Here is a 15,779-nt window from a genome sequence, read left to right on the forward strand (position 1 = left end):
TTTTGGTGTGTTTAACACCGCAGACTCTGCACTTTTTGCCCTAATCTTTACATTGTCAGTTTTTGTGGCTGTCTATCCATCTAGAAACCGTTACCTTTGTGTTTTTATCCGCCATCATTATGCATATTTGAATGCATATAATCATTTTTAATAACCATAACTCTATTATGTGGGACAATATGGGGTTGTCATGTTGGACAAATTGTCTTTTGTGGTTTATTAGTTTTTAATTCCTTAAATTGTGCTTTTATTATCATTTATTGGTCTTTGGTGCTTTATTTGAAATGTTTTTTGGAGTTAAGTTCTGTGGTTGTTTATTTGAGATCTTGATCTCATGTCATTATTTGTTATCTATTTCTTCTTTGGGGATAATCTTAAATTAAGTGTGGTCTTTAGTAGGACTCACTCAATCGGTTGCCATTTTTACCACAGCAACCACTAGACTCATAACGACAAGAGTGTGAGAGGACGCAATGAACAGACGCCAGTTTTTTAGACTGTGTGCTGCCGGAGCTGCCACCTCAGCAATTTCAGCGTTGGGATTGATGTCCGAAAAGGCCTATGCGGCCGTTCGAGAATTCAAACTCATTAGCGCGAAAGAAACCCGCAATAACTGCTGCTATTGCTCAGTGGGTTGCGGATTGCTGATGTACAGCAAAGGAAGTAACGGCAAAAACGCCGAACAAAGTATTTTCCATATCGAAGGGGATGCAGACCATCCAGTCAACCGCGGGGCCTTGTGTCCTAAGGGTGCTGGTCTAGTGGATTATGTGAACAGCCCTAATCGTCTTAAATATCCTGAGTACCGTGCGCCAGGCAGTAATGAATGGACTCGTATCAGCTGGACTGAAGCTTACCAACGCATCGCCCGTCTGATGAAGAATGACCGTGATGCTAACTTGATTGAAAAGAATTCTGCTGGGATGACGGTTAACCGTTGGCTTAGCACTGGGATGATGACCTCGTCGGCGATGCCGAATGAAGGCGGCTATATCACCCAGAAATTTGCACGGGCACTGGGCCTAGTTGCAATCGATACTATTGCGCGTAACTGACACTCTCCAACGGTAGCAAGTCTTGCTCCGACATTTGGACGTGGTGCCATGACCAACCACTGGATCGATATTAAAAACTCTAATTTGATCATTATTATGGGCGGTAATGCTGCAGAGGCTCACCCTGTCGGATTCGGCTGGGTTACAGAAGCTATGCAACATAACAACGCTAAACTTTTGGTGGTCGATCCTCGCTTCACCCGTAGCGCCGCTGTGGCCGATTACTATGCGCCGATCCGCTCGGGCACAGATATCGCCTTCCTGCTCGGGGTGATCCGCTATCTTATTGAAACCAAACAAGTGAACTACGACTATGTGAAGGCTTATACCAATGCCAGTTACATAGTGCGCGAAGACTTCTCTTTTAGTGAAGGTCTGTTCAGTGGTTTCGATGAAGAAACAGATAGCTACAATAAAGAGTCTTGGTATTACGAGTTAGACGAACAGGGTTACGCGAAAATCGATCCTAGCTTCGAACATCCACGCTGTGTGTGGAACTTAATGAAGCAACATGTAGAACGCTATGACTTTGAAACAGTAAGCAATATTACCGGTACGCCGATTGCGGACTATGAGATCGTTTGCCAACAAATTGGTAGCACTCATACCCACGATAGAGCCGCGACCTTTATGTATGCCTTAGGTTGGACTCACCACAGTAAAGGGGCGCAGAACATTCGCTCTATGGCCATGGTGCAGTTGCTGCTGGGTAACATTGGGGTGTTGGGCGGTGGTGTTAACGCTCTGCGCGGACACTCGAACGTGCAAGGCGCGACCGATATGGGTTTATTGTGTCAAAGCTTGCCCGGTTACCTCAAGTTACCGAACGAAAAAGACATTAATCTTAAAACCTATCTCCACAACTATACCCCTGTCGCTCTGCGTCCGGGTCAAACCAACTATTGGCAAAATTACCCTAAATTCTTTGTTTCGCAAATGAAGAGCTTTTGGGGCGATAACGCTACGGTTGAAAATGACTTTGGTTATGACTGGTTGCCGAAATGGGACAAGCAGTACGACTTTACTAAACACTTAGATATGGCTTTCCACGGCGAAGTGAATGGCTACATTATCCAAGGTGTTAACGCCATTAACTCTATGCCAAACCGTAATAAGGTACTCAAAGCCTTGAGTAATCTTAAGTACATGGTGGTGTTGGATGCCTTGGCAACGGAAACCGCAACCTTCTGGCAAAATGCCGATGGCTTCAATGAAGTCAATCCCGCTGAAATTATGACGGAAGTGTTCCGTTTACCTACGACATGTTTTGCCGAGGAAGAAGGTTCCATCGTCAACTCTGGCCGTTGGATACAGTGGCATTGGAAGGGGGCTAACCCGCCGGGTGAAGCTAAGCCAGATGCTGAGATTCTCTCTGGCGTCTTAATGGCAATGCGTGAACTGTACAAACAAGAGGGCGGTAAGTTGCCTGAGCCTGTACATGCGATGAGCTGGAATTACCACAATCCTCACTCACCGCACGCTGAAGAAATCGCTCGCGAGCTTAACGGTAAGGATCTCGTGACTCAACGTCAGCTCAGTAGTTTTGCTGAACTGAAAGCCGATGGTAGTACCGCCAGCGCCTGTTGGATTTATGCGGGTTCTTGGACCGAAGAAGGCAACTTGATGGCTCGCCGTGACAACCATGATCCTTCGGGTAAAGGTATTACTCCGGGTTGGGCATTTGCTTGGCCAGCAAACCGTCGTGTGCTGTATAACCGCGCTTCTTGCGATATCAACGGCAAACCTTGGGATCCAAAACGCACTATCGTCGAGTGGGTTGACGGTAAGTGGCACGGTATCGATGTGGGCGACTTCAATATGAAGTTAACACCACAGGAATCCGCTGGCCCCTTCATCATGCAACCCGAAGGTGTGGGTCGTTTCTTCGCCCTTAAATTATTGGCCGAAGGTCCGTTCCCTGAGCACTACGAGCCGATGGAGTCGCCTATTGGGTTGAACCCGTTACACAAGGTCACCAGTAACCCTGCGGTACGTATGTTACCGGGTGTGAAGGAAACCTTAGGTTCCCATAAGGACTTCCCTTATGTGGCAACTACTTACTGTGTAACTGAACACTTTAACTTCTGGTCTACGCATGCTCGTTTAGCTGCGATTTCTATGCCTGAAACCTTCGTCGAAATCGATGAAATGTTAGCGGCAGAAAAAGGTATCGCCAATGGGGATTGGGTCACTGTCAGCTCTAAACGCGGCAGCATTGAAACCAAAGCCTTAGTGACTAAACGGCTACAGCCGTTAAAGGTAAATGGCCAGTTAGTCCATACCGTCGGGTTACCCCGTCACGGCAGCCATAATGCACTCACTCGTAAGAGTTACTCCTGTAACGTACTCACCACGGAAGTGGGGGATGCAAATACACAGGTGCCTGAGTTCAAAGCATTTTTGGTTAACATCACTAAAGCGGAGGGGATCTGATTATGGCATCACAAGACATTATCCGCCGCTCCGGTACTTCAGCGGTGACGCCTGCGGCAAAGGGGCGTAATTCGTCAGAAAAGGTCGCCAAGCTGTTCGACGCCACTAAGTGTAATGGCTGTAAAGCCTGCCAAGTGGCGTGTTCTGAGTGGAATGATTTACGGGAAGAGGTAGGTACTTTCCAAGGCAGTTACCAAAACCCTATGTCGCTATCGGGCCAATGTTGGACCCTGATGGAGTTCCATGAGGTGATGGAAAGCAACAAGCTGCGTTGGCAATTTACCCACTCGGCCTGTATGCACTGTGCCGACCCTGCCTGCTTAACGGCCTGTTCGACCTCGGGCGCGATTATCCAGCACGCCAATGGTGTGGTGGACTTCGATTCGGACAAATGTATCGGCTGCGGTTATTGCGCCAGTGCTTGTCCTTTCGATGTGCCCAAAATCGATCCTAAGGATAACAAGGCCTACAAGTGCACTATGTGCTCTGACCGTTTGGCTGTGGGATTGGAACCTTCCTGCGTTAAGTCCTGTACCACAGGGGCGCTGCGTTTTGGCACCCGTGAGGACATGTTGTTCTACTCGCAAAAACGGGTCGAAGAACTGAAGGAAAAGGGCTTTGCTAAGGCAGGACTTTATAACCCTGAGGGCGTAGGTGGTACGGGTATGATGATGATATTGCACGATATCGATCAGCCCGAAAGCTACAACATGCCCGATAACCCGCAGATCCCACTGTCACTCACTCTGTGGCAGAACTGGGTCAAACCTTTAGGCACTATGGGCATTCTTGCCACTGCCGCCGTCGCTTGTCTGCATAAGATCACCGTCGGTCGCAATATAGTCGAAGAAGACCAACCGGGTTATCAACCGCCAGAGGAAGAGGCTAAGCAGGAAGAGGGGGCCGACAAATGAGCAAGCATGATAAGCAAGAAATGATAGTGCGTCACAAGCTGTTCGATCGCATTTGTCATTGGTTCATTGTGGCGGTTGGCCTAGTGACATTTCTCACTGGCTTTTCCTTCTTCTATCCGTCGTTTCAATGGCTTGGGGCGATAGCGGGCACACCGCAATTGGCGAAGTTTATTCATCCCATTGCGGGCTTGATGATGTGCTTACCTCTGATGTTGATGTTGGTGCGTTACTACAAACACAACAAATGGGAAAAGCACGACCTCGCTTGGATGCTCGCCATTAAGGATGTGATGTTCGAGAACGAGGAGAAAATCCCGCCTATCGGCCATTACAACCCTGGGCAAAAGGTATTGTTTCGCGCCTTCGTGCTGACATCTATCACTTTAACGGTGACGGGAATCATCATGTGGCAGCCTTACTTTGCGCCCTATTTCTCAGCCACTGTGGTGGGTTGGGCGATTCTGTTGCACGCCATTTGTGCGCTCATCATGTTGATTTTTGTGATGGTACATTTTTGGATGGCGACATGGGTAGAAGGGTCGGTTAAGGGCATGCTTTACGGCAAAGTCTCTAAGGCTTGGTGCCGCAAACATCACCCTGTGATGTTGGATGAACATTCGGACGTGGAGAAACATTAATGAGTCATACAGCCGAGATACCTCTGGCCCAAGGCAGCGAATCGCCGCTGGAACTTAAACCGTTAAAAGCGGCAGATCCCCAAGCTGTGTATCACAGAAGGGCGCAGCGTTTGCTGTCATTGGCCAAGGACTCGCCGCTGGCTGATTACTTTGAGCTATGTCGCCGTTTGGTCTCTATACAGGCCAGGTTAGCGCAGGAGGCTGACTTCGGTAAGCTTCTCGCTTGGGGGGAAGATGAGGCGACTCCGCTTTCTCTGTTGGGCTCAGAGGCAGATAGCTATTGGCAAGGACTGCTACAGCAACTGTTAAGTGATTTGTTGCCGCAGGTGGATGAATCCATAGCTCGGGTAGTGCGTTTGTTGATGCAGCAATCACCCGAGCAACTGAGTTCGTGGGGGCGTTCACTACGCCAAGGGCATGTCAGTGAAGTGCCTGCCCGTTTTAGCTTATTCATCTGGGCGGCGATGGGCGTTTATTGGTCGCATTGGGCACCTATGGTCATCAAGCGGATGGATCCGTGCAAGGTGGCGCAGCAGAGTATGTGTCCCGTTTGTGGATGTCATCCGGTGGCGAGTGTGATTGTCGATCAGCCCCGAGCTGGTTTGCGCTACCTGCATTGCAGTCTGTGCGAGAGCGAATGGCATTACATTCGTGCCCATTGCACCAGTTGCGGTCAGGACAAAGAGATGACGATTTGGTCGCTAGATGATGCCAAGGCTCAAGTGCGGATCGAAAGCTGCGATGAATGTCATGGCTATACCAAGATGATGTTCGTCGAAAACTCGCCGTCTATGGATGTGGCGGCAGACGATCTCGCAACCTTGATGTTAGACAGTGAGCTAAATGCTAAGGGCTTTGGTGCAACAACACTGAACCCACTGCTACTGGCCCACGAAACCACGTAAGCCACATAGCTTAAACAAATGCGGGAGGGAGTCGGGTTGCTGATCCCTTCCTGCTTTTTATAAACCAATGGCAATAATATAAACAAAATGACACAGATGATGACCCAAGCACCTGAAACACTACAAGTTCTGTACCGAGCTTTGCCTTCAATGGATAGCCTACTTGCAGAGCCTAGTTTTGTGGTATTGCAGCAGTCCTACGGCAAAGCGGCAGTAAAGGCCGCACTGGATAACCAGTTAAAGGCGGCGCGCAGCTTAATCGGCCGCGAGCACCGTTTGCCGACATGGTGTGGCGAGCTTGCGCAATTGCACAGATGTTTGGTTGATCGACTGTCTAATGATTACAGGCACAGCTTAAAACCTGTGTGGAATCTCACTGGCACCATATTGCATACCAACCTTGGCCGAGCGCAACAGTCAGAAGCGGCAATTCGAGCCGTGACTTCTGTTATGCGCTACCCCACACCGCTGGAGTTTGAGCTTGCGGCAGGTGAACGTGGTCACAGGGATAATGCAATCAGTGCTTTAATCCAGCGCTTAACAGATGCCGAGGCTTGTTGTGTCGTGAATAACAATGCCGCTGCGGTTTTGTTGATGCTTTCTGCGGTGGCGGCGGGGAAAGAAGTCATAGTCTCCCGTGGTGAGTTGGTGGAAATTGGCGGCGCATTTCGCATCCCTGACATTATGCGCCAAGCGGGCTGCACCTTAGTCGAGGTCGGCAGCACCAATCGGACTCACCTTAAGGATTATGAGCAGGCCATTACTGAAAATACCGCTGCGATAATGAAGGTCCACACCAGTAATTATCATATTAGTGGTTTTACTGCCGCAGTGGAGGAGGCAAGGCTGGGTCAGTTATGCCGTGAGCGTGGCATATCACTCATTTCAGATCTTGGCAGCGGTTCACTGACGGATCTGCGCCGCTTTGGCCTAAAACAAGAACCTACGCCCCAAGCCATGCTAGTCGATGGGGTTGATCTAGTCAGTTTTTCCGGCGACAAACTATTGGGTGGCCCTCAGTCTGGTTTGATCGTTGGCAAACAGTCGCTGATTAAGAAGTTACAGAGTCATCCACTAAAGCGCGCCCTGCGTTGCGATAAGCTGATTTTGGCGGCGTTAGAAGCGACATTGATCCACTATCTTAACCCTGAAACCTTAGACATTGAGCTGCCTATTATGGCGAAATTTGCCCGTAGCCAAGAGACGTTATGGCAGATTGGTCGTCGCTTACAGCAAGCTTTGGTTCCACATTTTGAACCTTGTTATCGCATTGAGTTAGTCGAGTGCCAAACACAAGTCGGCAGTGGCTCACAGCCAGATACTTTTTTACCCTCAGTGGCGTTGTGTTTTACCGCACTCAATGGCGGTAGTTTAAGTTTGTTAGAACAACAATTTAAGCAGGCGGCACGGCCTATCATAGGTCGCATGAGTCAGGACCAACTCAGGTTAGATCTGCGCGGTCTTGATAGTGAAGCTGAACTCCTCGCCGAGTTGAGTACGTTAGGTGTGCAGTTGTGATCATTGTGACTGCGGGTCATGTCGATCATGGCAAGAGTACGCTTATTCGCGCTTTGACTGGGATGAATACCGATCGTCTGCCGGAGGAAAAACGCCGTGGTATGACGATCGATCTTGGCTATGCGTTTATGCCACTTCGAGATGGTTCGCGCCTTGCCTTTATCGATGTGCCCGGCCACGAAAAATTTATCAACAATATGCTGGTGGGCGTGAGTCATGCTCGACACGCCCTGTTGGTGATGGCCTGTGACGATGGCGTAATGCCGCAAACCCGTGAGCATCTGCAAATTCTTGCGCTCTTACCTTTGCACAGTTTGACCTTAGTGCTAACTAAGCGGGATTTAGTTGATAGTGGCACGGCGGCACAGCTTGTCGCCGATGGACTTACTTTGCTGGCCGAGTATGGCATTGAGGCCAGTGGTGTTTTTGAAGTGTCGGCGAATGGAACCGCCGACTTAGCATCCAATGGCGTGGCGGCGCTGAAGACGCATATTCTTGATTTAGGTGAGCAAGAGTCAAAGCGAGCGGAGGATGCCAGCAGCTTTAGGATGACGCTCGATCGCGCCTTTAGTGTGAAAGGTGCGGGTTGTGTCGTGACGGGCACAGTGATCAGCGGCAGCGTATGTGTGGGGGATAGTCTTTTTAGCTCAGGGCAAAAGGCCAAACTCAGAGTGCGAGGCATACATTGTCAGGGACAAGAAGCCCAAAGGGCTGTCACGGGTACACGCGTAGCACTCAATTTAACGGGTGTCGATAACCATAGGGAGCCAGAGCGTGGCGATTGGCTGAGCAGTTTGCCTCAAGCAGAGCTCTGTAGCCGCCCCGTTGTGCACATTCGAGCCTTCGATTTTTTAGGCTGTGAGTCATTAGTGCATTGGCAAAATGTCCACTGTCACCATGGCGCCGATCATACTTTAGGTCGAGTTTCCCTGTTAAATGAAGCTGATGAAGAAGGCTTCTGTCTGGCGGAGTTAGTACTCGAAAAGCCACTACTCCTATGTCAGGACGATCGAATTGTCCTGCGACACATTGGGGGTAAACAGACTTTAGGTGCGGGGCGAGTGTTGGCGTTGAAAGTCCCTAATCGTAAGAAACGTACGCCTGAACGAGTCGCGAGATTACTGCAATTAGCACGCTTGGATAATCCTGCCCATGTGGTGGCTTTACTCGGCCAAACTCAGGCGCTAGAGCTTGATGAAATCGCGTGGCGTTGGCAATTAACTGACGAAGGGCTGGCTATGCTGTTAGCCCAAGCGGGTTTAGTCCGTTTTGGGGCATTTGCTATAGCGACAAGTTTACTTGAGCAAGAAAAACAACAGTTTATTACTTTACTTAGCGAGTTCCATCAACAGCATCCCGACCAACTTGGGTTGGGACGTAATCGCCTGCAACGCATGAGCCATAGCGCTTTGCCGCCCGAATTAGCCAATAAAGTGCTCGACACGCTTTGCCAAGAGGGACGCATGGTATTGCGTGGCGCCCTGTTGCAATTGGCCGAGCACAAAATAGTGCTAGATGCTGAGGCTCAGCATTGTTGGCAGGCGCTTGCGCCTTGGCTGGCTCAGCAAACCGCCCCTGTATGGGTCACCGAAATGGGCGAATACCTTGCGCTAGAACCTGCCAAATTAAGGCTGCTGTGTTTCCAGCTGGTGCAGCAGGGATTTATTACTGCTGTGGTGAAGGACAGATATTTGCTCAGCGAGCAAATCTGTTACTACGCCAGCTTAGTGCGTACTCATATTGCAGAACACGGCAAGCTCGAAACGGCAGAATTTAAAGACATGGTTGGGCTTGGGCGTAAGGTGAGTATTCAACTGCTTGAGTTCTTTGACAGAAGTGGTTTTACCCGTAGGAAGTATCGCAGTAATAGCCGAGAAGTTCGGGATGCCGAGTTGTTTTTTTCCCATGAGAATTGGCGGAAGAACATAGGAGTCGAACCTACCCAGGACTGCTGGCAGCCCTACCCGGATTTGAAATCCGGACGCCTCACCGGAGACGACGTTCTTCCAATAGAAGACCTAGGGATAGTAGAAAATGCGTAAAGATGAATCAAGTGTATTTGCATTTCATTAATAGGTTTGTGACTTGAGTCGTAATATACAAGCAAACTTATTGTTTTTATTTGAATTTATGAGTTTAGAGGGTCGCTATGGAATATCATTCACATGCAGTGGTCACAGAAAGAAAAGTGACCCTTTTAGAACAGGGACAGGCATCTGAGCTGACAGACTACTTAGCTAATGAGGTGCGGATCGCACTGGTCTATAACGGCATAGCCCATACCGTGATGTTGGCGAGTCCTCAAGATTTAGAAGCCTTCGCTATTGGTTTTACGTTATCTGAACGTATCGTTTCCCATATCAATGATATCAAAGGGGTGGAGCTCGAGTTCACCAGTGAAGGTGTGTTGATCCAAGTGGAAATCAACCAACGATGCTTTATGGAACTCAAGCAGCAAAGGCGCAATATGGCGGGGCGCACAGGTTGTGGATTGTGCGGCGTCGCCCAGCTCGAAGAGGCCGTCAAGCCTGTGATGCGGGTAGACTCAGATGCCAGATTCGATATCGAACATTTACAGGTCGCACTTGGGCAAATTAAAGAGAATCAACAACATTTTAAGCTGACGGGCGCCACTCATGCGGCCATGGGGCTTAACCATCAAGGACAGATCATCGCCGCCTATGAGGATATAGGCAGGCATATCGCACTAGACAAGCTAATTGGCGCCTTTTCCGCTCACAATGTGGAACGTCCAGTGGCCGTATTGCTCACCAGTCGCGCGAGTTTTGAGATGGTGCAAAAGGCCGCTAGTGCCAATATCCAAATTCTGTTTGCTATGTCCGCCGTGACTTCACTGGCGTTGGAATTAGCAGAGAAAAGCAATATCACGCTTATCGGTTTTTGCCGTAATGGCAGGGCAACGCTTTACACCCACGGTTATCGCCTGTTGGGGCAGCAGTGTGTCAGCTTAGCTAAAGCCATTTAAGCGTGAGGCCACTTGTGATTGAAGTTGTCGAACGACTTCAATCACTCTGGCACACAGGTTATAAGCGCATTGCGCTTATTTTTTATAGTCTCGTTCATTAGGGTAATGACATGACATGGCAACAATTTAAACAAGAATATTTAGTCCGTTTTTGGGCGCCTATGCCAGCGGTTATCGCTGCGGGTATCCTTTCTACTTACTATTTTGGTTTGACCGGAACCTTCTGGGCCGTTACTGGGGAATTCACTCGTTGGGGTGGTCATTTACTGCAGTTTTTAGGTGCAGAACCAGAAACTTGGGGTTATTTCAAAGTGATAGGTCTGCAGGGCTCTCCTCTAGATCGTATCGACGGCATGATGATTATCGGTATGTTTGGCGGTTGTATTGCTGCTGCGCTTTGGGCCAATAACGTCAAACTGCGTATGCCACAGAGCCGTATCCGTATTGCTCAGGCACTGATCGGCGGCATTATTGCTGGCTTTGGTGCCCGTTTAGCTATGGGTTGTAACCTTGCCGCCTTCTTCACGGGTATTCCGCAGTTCTCTTTACATGCTTGGTTCTTTGCTTTGGCGACTGCGGCAGGTTCTTACTTTGGTGCAAGATTTACCTTACTACCTATGTTCCGTATTCCGATAAAACTGAAAAAGGTAAATAAAGCGACTTCAATCAAGCAGGACGAAAACCAAGCTAGACGTCGTTTCCGCATCGGTATGTTGGTGTTTGTAGGCATCGTCGGTTGGGGGTTGTTAACTATGTTCAATGCGCCAAAACTCGGCATTGCTATGCTCTGTGGTGTTGGTTTTGGTTTATTAATCGAACGGGCCCAAATCTGCTTTACCTCAGCGTTCCGCGATATGTGGATCACTGGTCGTACTCACATGGCGAAGGCGATTATCTTAGGCATGGCGGTCAGTGCGATAGGTATTTACAGCTATGTGCAACTGGGTGTGCCACCTAAGATCATGTGGGCTGGCCCTAATGCGGTGATCGGCGGCTTACTGTTTGGTTTTGGTATTGTACTGGCTGGTGGTTGTGAAACGGGTTGGATGTATCGTGCAGTCGAAGGCCAAGTGCATTTCTGGTGGGTGGGCTTAGGTAACGTGTTGGGTTCAACCTTACTGGCGTATTACTGGGATGATATCGCTCAGCCATTAGCAACGAACTGGGACAAAGTTAATTTACTGACCAGCTTTGGCGATAAAGGCGGATTATTGCTGACCTATGTGCTGCTGGGGCTCTCCTTTGGCGCTATGTTGCTGTGGGAAAAACGTTTCTTTGCCCGTAAGGCGAAGCGTGATGAACAATTGCTAGCGGAGGCGGCGTAATGGCTCAATATATTCCAGATTATCAACTCGATATGGTGGGTGAACCTTGCCCTTATCCCGCAGTGGCTACCCTTGAGGCTATGCCAAAGTTAAAGCCCGGTGAAATTCTCGAGGTGATTAGTGACTGCCCGCAGTCTATTAACAACATTCCCCTCGACGCTAAAAATCATGGTTATAAAGTGCTGGAAATTGAGCAGAATGGTCCGACTATTCGTTATCTGATCCAGCGTTGAGGATAGGACTATGTTGACTATTCTCAGTGGCTTAGGTATTGGCTTAGCCATGGGATTTGTGATGCAAAGGGGTAGATTTTGTATGGCGGGCGGGATCCGCGATACCTATCTGCAACGAGACTTTACCATGGTGATCGCTATTTTGATTGCCATCAGCATCCAAAGTCTAGGGCTGTTCCTGTTTTACGAATGGGGTTGGGTTAAATTGCCAGAAGGGCATTTCCCTTGGTTGGCAACCTTAGTCGGTGGTGTATTGTTTGGTGTGGGTATGGCAGCAGCGGGAAGCTGCTCCACTGGCGCCTATTACCGCGCTGCCGAAGGGTTGGCTGCTAGTGTGATGGCCGTTCTCGGTTTTATTGCTGCCAGTAAATTAGTGCGTCTTGATGAGGTGAAAGGTCTACTTAAACCTTTTAAACAGCATCAACTTGAGGACCAAACGCTCTATCAAACTCTGGGCGTTTCCCCTTGGGTGATCGTGCTTGTCCTCGTATTACTCACATTGTGGTTGGCATTGGGTTATCTCAAACGCCGCAAACGTCCGGTTGCACTGATGGCACCCCGTAAAACGGGTTTAGCTCATTGGTTGTTTGAAGCGCGCTGGCATCCCTTTGTAAGTGCTTTGCTGATTGGTTTACTGGCGCTACTTGCATGGCCTGCAAGTCTTGAAAGTGGCCGTGTAGGCAGTGTTGGGATAAGTGGCCCGAGTGCGCAGTTATGGGATCTTGTCACCACAGGTAACACTAAGTTCTTTAGTTGGCCTGGATATTTTCTCTTGGGATTATTTGTAGGCGCTTTTATCGCTGCCCGGGGCAGTGCTGAGCAGCGCTGGCGCTACCCTGGTCATAAAGTGGCGTTATTTGGGTTTATTGGTGGCCTGTTGATGGGCGTGGGGAGCGGACTTGCCGGAGGTTGCATGCTTGGTAATGCGCTCGTTGGCACGGCTTATTTGTCGTGGCAAGGCTGGCTATTTATCCCTGCTATTTTATTTGGCAGTTGGTGCTTTAACTATTTTGCGCTACTGAGGCCAATGCGTCTTGCGCAGATTTAACTTTTATAAAGGAGCTGTATATGGAACAGTATCTCGACACAACGGGTAAGCTATGCCCTTTTCCTTTAATTGAGTTACAACGCTTAATTGCGAGTCTTGAGACTGGCGATAAAGTGGTACTGGATTACGATTGTGGCCAAGCAACTGAGAATATTCCCCGCTGGGCGGCTGAAGCTGGGCATGAGGTGACACACTTTGCCCAGAAGGGCGATGCTGCTTGGACTATGACGATTCAAAAAGGCTAACTCGTCCTCAACTAAAAAGCGCTGCATTTGCAGCGCTTTTTGATCTTAGCCTTGGCAATCTACTGGCAGATATTCATCCGGAATACCGTTGCTGCTGCAAACCCAAGTGATATTATTTTGCTCATCAACTTGAGGCGATAGATAGACTTCATAGCCTTGATAATCCCCGAGTGCTTCGCTTCCTATAAAACCGACTATGCCATCTGTGTACAGATTAAATGTCGCAATCTGCTCGTCCGTGAGTCCAAGCACATCCAATTCGGTTGGCCAAGCTTTGTTGGTTTGATAGTAGCCGACTAAGATGTCAGTGATCGGTGCCAGTGCTTGATGTTGCTGGTCGATACTGGCAATGGCCAGTGCCGCATCGGGTACATTCAATGCTGCTGGTGTGGCTTCGGTCGTGGTTGGCGCCTCATAACTCGTGGCGGCACCCATCTTCTCTTGATAGTCCTTATACGCTGGCAACGCGACTGCTGCAGCAATACCAATAATCGCAGCGAAGATTATCAATCCACCGCCCGCTGTGCCTAAACGTGGCATAAAGAAGCTGAGTACATAGGCCCATGCACTGCGTGATGGCGGTGCATATTCCACTCCTTGTGCTTTGGCTTGGACTCTCGCCATGCGCTTGGTCAACCAAGGATAGCTGCCATTAAGCTCGTGCAGCGACATCCAAAAACCACTCGACTCACTGGCTTGGCGGATATATTGATCCACATTCATACGTTTCCATTGCTCGACACCAGCGGCTAACACAGCAACGGCATTTGTGGCTGAACGTAAGCTGTTGCAGCAACGTAATCCGTGGAGATCGCAGGTATATTCACAGGCGCGAGAATAAGCCGCACCGACTAAAGGTAACCAAGTGGCGAAGACTAAGAAGGGCGCTTTACCTATATGATTGCGGCGAATATGGCCTAACTCGTGGCCGATATAGAAGTTGAGCGCATCTTTATCTGACTCAAGCGCATCCACAATCGATGAAAATAGCACTATATAGTTGCGACCGAGGAAGCGTGTCGCCAGTGCGTTTAACATGCCATCGGCTGCCAATAAGTAAGCGCGTGGTGGCTCGCGCATTTCTAAACGTTCGCAACACGCTAAATATTGTTTATGTAATTCAGGAAACTGCTCTGCATTGATTTCGACAGCCGTGCCTTTTAAGTAGCTGATAAAGGCGGAGTGGCTAAAGAGATAAATAATGAAAAACATCAACACATAGAGCAGCGCCATGCCAAAAGTGCCTATGATCAATGCCGCCCAGACGATCCCAGAAATAATAGCTAACAGAGTGAACAGCGATTTTTCCTTCGAATAGACAATATCTGTCATTTGAATGGGATTCTCGTTCCCTGCGGTAATAACTTGTTCCATGTTGATCCTTTTCCTTGTGAAGAGACAAACGGCGTGAAAGTAGTCAATTTTACTCGAAAATTCAACCACTATCGCGTGCAAAGCAAAAAATTAACCGTTTTGTCATTAGTTTAATCAGCTATGCGCAAATTGGAGTAGGTCGATTTCATCAGAATTTTGTGGTTTTTTAGCGCTAGAGAGTCCGATTATGCAGGCGGAACAGATTGGTAAGTGGCTCTTAGTCTCTGGGCATTTTCCTCGCAGCGCACTAGAATTAGGTGTTTTCGCAGCATATCGGCTGAGGGTTAAGTCTTAAGTTAGAACCGAGATAAAAGTAAATTACATTACTATGAGTGCACTTTAAGGCATGGTTCTTCAAGGCATAGTGCTTTGAGTCAGGCTCGGTTAAGCCTATATAGGGTTAGCTATGGCAAGCGTTGAAACAAACCACAGAAATACAAAGGAATTGAGATGGCTAAGTTAACAAATAAGATGATAAGTAATCGATTGGGTTTCAAATGGTACTGTGCCGCAGGCGTGATGGTTAGCGCGTTAAGTGCGGGAGTAATGGCGGCTAATGCACCTTCTTTTGACTGCACGAAAGTGAATGCTGGCAGTATTGAAGACATGGTCTGTAAGGATGCAGGGCTGAACCAACTTGATAACCAGTTAGCTAAGGTTTATAGCCAAGCGCTTGAAAAAGCGAAGAATGAACAACCTCCTACTTTAAAGGCGATGCAACGTGGTTGGGTGAAAGGCCGTAATGAATGCTGGAAGAGCGACGATAAGCACGCGTGTATTGAATCTAGCTATCAAACCCGCATTGCCGAACTGCAGGCACAATATCGTTTAGTCGACATGACCGGCCCAGTGTTTTATGCCTGTGACGGCAATCCAGCTAACGAAGTGGTCGTGACTTATTTTAAAACCGAACCTGCCACCCTGATTGCTGAACATGGTGATAGTACTTCATTAATGTTTGTGCAACCCAGCGGCAGCGGCGCTAAGTATCAAGGCCGCAATGAAAGCCTATGGGAACATCAAGGCGAAGCTAAAGTGGTTTGGGGCTACGAAGCACCAGAAATGACCTGTAAACTGGTGACCAAATAGGATTGATTTAAGGTCG

The 15,779-nt window shown here is 48.7% G+C and carries 12 protein-coding genes and 1 tRNA gene; 11 read left to right on the forward strand and 2 right to left on the reverse strand.

Annotated features, from left to right (window positions below; genetic code table 11):
• Positions 1–473: 473 nt before the first annotated feature.
• The 5 genes from fdnG (at position 474) to selA (ending at position 7,463) form a co-directional block, all read left to right on the forward strand.
• On the forward strand, positions 474–3,488 hold the full coding sequence (gene fdnG / locus KO537_RS19700) for a formate dehydrogenase-N subunit alpha (RefSeq protein WP_158683032.1): 3,015 nt from the start codon (positions 474–476) through the stop codon (positions 3,486–3,488).
• A 2-nt stretch (positions 3,489–3,490) separates the two neighbouring features.
• Positions 3,491–4,402, forward strand: a complete 912-nt coding sequence (gene fdxH / locus KO537_RS19705) for a formate dehydrogenase subunit beta (RefSeq protein WP_276572378.1) — start codon at positions 3,491–3,493, stop codon at positions 4,400–4,402.
• On the forward strand, positions 4,399–5,040 hold the full coding sequence (locus tag KO537_RS19710; RefSeq protein WP_105250947.1) for a formate dehydrogenase subunit gamma: 642 nt from the start codon (positions 4,399–4,401) through the stop codon (positions 5,038–5,040). The genes fdxH and KO537_RS19710 overlap by 4 nt, the downstream gene beginning before the upstream one ends.
• Positions 5,040–5,945 carry a formate dehydrogenase accessory protein FdhE gene (fdhE, locus tag KO537_RS19715; RefSeq protein ID WP_105250948.1) on the forward strand — a complete coding sequence of 302 codons (906 nt, stop codon included), beginning with the start codon at positions 5,040–5,042 and terminating at the stop codon, positions 5,943–5,945. Before KO537_RS19710 ends, fdhE begins: the two co-directional genes overlap by 1 nt.
• A 96-nt stretch (positions 5,946–6,041) precedes the next feature.
• Positions 6,042–7,463 carry an L-seryl-tRNA(Sec) selenium transferase gene (gene selA / locus KO537_RS19720; RefSeq protein ID WP_219235470.1) on the forward strand — a complete coding sequence of 474 codons (1,422 nt, stop codon included), beginning with the start codon at positions 6,042–6,044 and terminating at the stop codon, positions 7,461–7,463.
• Positions 7,464–9,376: 1,913 nt separating this feature from the next.
• On the opposite strand, the gene KO537_RS19730 is transcribed toward selA, so the two are convergent.
• Positions 9,377–9,471, reverse strand: a tRNA-Sec gene (locus tag KO537_RS19730).
• 141 nt (positions 9,472–9,612) lie between these two features.
• On the opposite strand from KO537_RS19730, the gene fdhD reads away from it, so the two are divergent.
• The 5 genes from fdhD to KO537_RS19755 all read left to right on the forward strand — a co-directional run bounded on the left by fdhD (position 9,613) and on the right by KO537_RS19755 (position 13,300).
• Positions 9,613–10,449 (forward strand): formate dehydrogenase accessory sulfurtransferase FdhD, encoded by an 837-nt coding sequence (gene fdhD / locus KO537_RS19735; protein WP_219235472.1) that lies wholly within the window; start codon positions 9,613–9,615, stop codon positions 10,447–10,449.
• Between the two features lie 110 nt (positions 10,450–10,559).
• Positions 10,560–11,774 (forward strand): selenium metabolism membrane protein YedE/FdhT, encoded by a 1,215-nt coding sequence (gene yedE, locus KO537_RS19740; protein WP_107946195.1) that lies wholly within the window; start codon positions 10,560–10,562, stop codon positions 11,772–11,774.
• Entirely contained in the window at positions 11,774–12,007 is a 234-nt protein-coding gene (gene yedF, locus KO537_RS19745) for a sulfurtransferase-like selenium metabolism protein YedF (RefSeq protein ID WP_107946196.1), read from the forward strand. Before yedE ends, yedF begins: the two co-directional genes overlap by 1 nt.
• A gap of 10 nt (positions 12,008–12,017) precedes the next feature.
• On the forward strand, positions 12,018–13,055 hold the full coding sequence (locus tag KO537_RS19750) for a YeeE/YedE family protein (protein ID WP_219235474.1): 1,038 nt from the start codon (positions 12,018–12,020) through the stop codon (positions 13,053–13,055).
• A 20-nt stretch (positions 13,056–13,075) separates the two neighbouring features.
• On the forward strand, positions 13,076–13,300 hold the full coding sequence (locus KO537_RS19755; RefSeq protein ID WP_107946198.1) for a sulfurtransferase TusA family protein: 225 nt from the start codon (positions 13,076–13,078) through the stop codon (positions 13,298–13,300).
• Between the two features lie 45 nt (positions 13,301–13,345).
• Here KO537_RS19755 and KO537_RS19760 read toward each other — a convergent pair whose 3' ends face one another.
• Positions 13,346–14,674: a M48 family metallopeptidase gene (locus tag KO537_RS19760; RefSeq protein ID WP_113941250.1), complete on the reverse strand. Its 1,329-nt coding sequence runs from the start codon at positions 14,672–14,674 to the stop codon at positions 13,346–13,348.
• Positions 14,675–15,124: 450 nt separating this feature from the next.
• On the opposite strand from KO537_RS19760, the gene KO537_RS19765 reads away from it, so the two are divergent.
• Positions 15,125–15,763, forward strand: a complete 639-nt coding sequence (locus KO537_RS19765) for an MliC family protein (RefSeq protein WP_131524607.1) — start codon at positions 15,125–15,127, stop codon at positions 15,761–15,763.
• Positions 15,764–15,779 lie beyond the last annotated feature (16 nt).

It is taken from the genome of Shewanella sp. NKUCC01_JLK (assembly GCF_019345615.1).
Classification (GTDB): domain Bacteria; phylum Pseudomonadota; class Gammaproteobacteria; order Enterobacterales; family Shewanellaceae; genus Shewanella; species Shewanella oncorhynchi.

Excerpts from the sequence above, each read along its gene's own strand:
- yedF (WP_107946196.1), top strand. The coding sequence starts at position 11,774 with ATGGCTCAATATATTCCAGATTATCAACTCGATATGGTGGGTGAACCT.
- KO537_RS19760 (WP_113941250.1), bottom strand. The coding sequence starts at position 14,674 with ATGGAACAAGTTATTACCGCAGGGAACGAGAATCCCATTCAAATGACA.
- KO537_RS19750 (WP_219235474.1), top strand. The coding sequence starts at position 12,018 with ATGTTGACTATTCTCAGTGGCTTAGGTATTGGCTTAGCCATGGGATTT.
- selA (WP_219235470.1), top strand. The coding sequence starts at position 6,042 with ATGATGACCCAAGCACCTGAAACACTACAAGTTCTGTACCGAGCTTTG.
- KO537_RS19765 (WP_131524607.1), top strand. The coding sequence starts at position 15,125 with ATGGCTAAGTTAACAAATAAGATGATAAGTAATCGATTGGGTTTCAAA.
- KO537_RS19755 (WP_107946198.1), top strand. The coding sequence starts at position 13,076 with ATGGAACAGTATCTCGACACAACGGGTAAGCTATGCCCTTTTCCTTTA.
- fdhD (WP_219235472.1), top strand. The coding sequence starts at position 9,613 with ATGGAATATCATTCACATGCAGTGGTCACAGAAAGAAAAGTGACCCTT.
- KO537_RS19710 (WP_105250947.1), top strand. The coding sequence starts at position 4,399 with ATGAGCAAGCATGATAAGCAAGAAATGATAGTGCGTCACAAGCTGTTC.
- yedE (WP_107946195.1), top strand. The coding sequence starts at position 10,560 with ATGACATGGCAACAATTTAAACAAGAATATTTAGTCCGTTTTTGGGCG.
- fdhE (WP_105250948.1), top strand. The coding sequence starts at position 5,040 with ATGAGTCATACAGCCGAGATACCTCTGGCCCAAGGCAGCGAATCGCCG.
- fdxH (WP_276572378.1), top strand. The coding sequence starts at position 3,491 with ATGGCATCACAAGACATTATCCGCCGCTCCGGTACTTCAGCGGTGACG.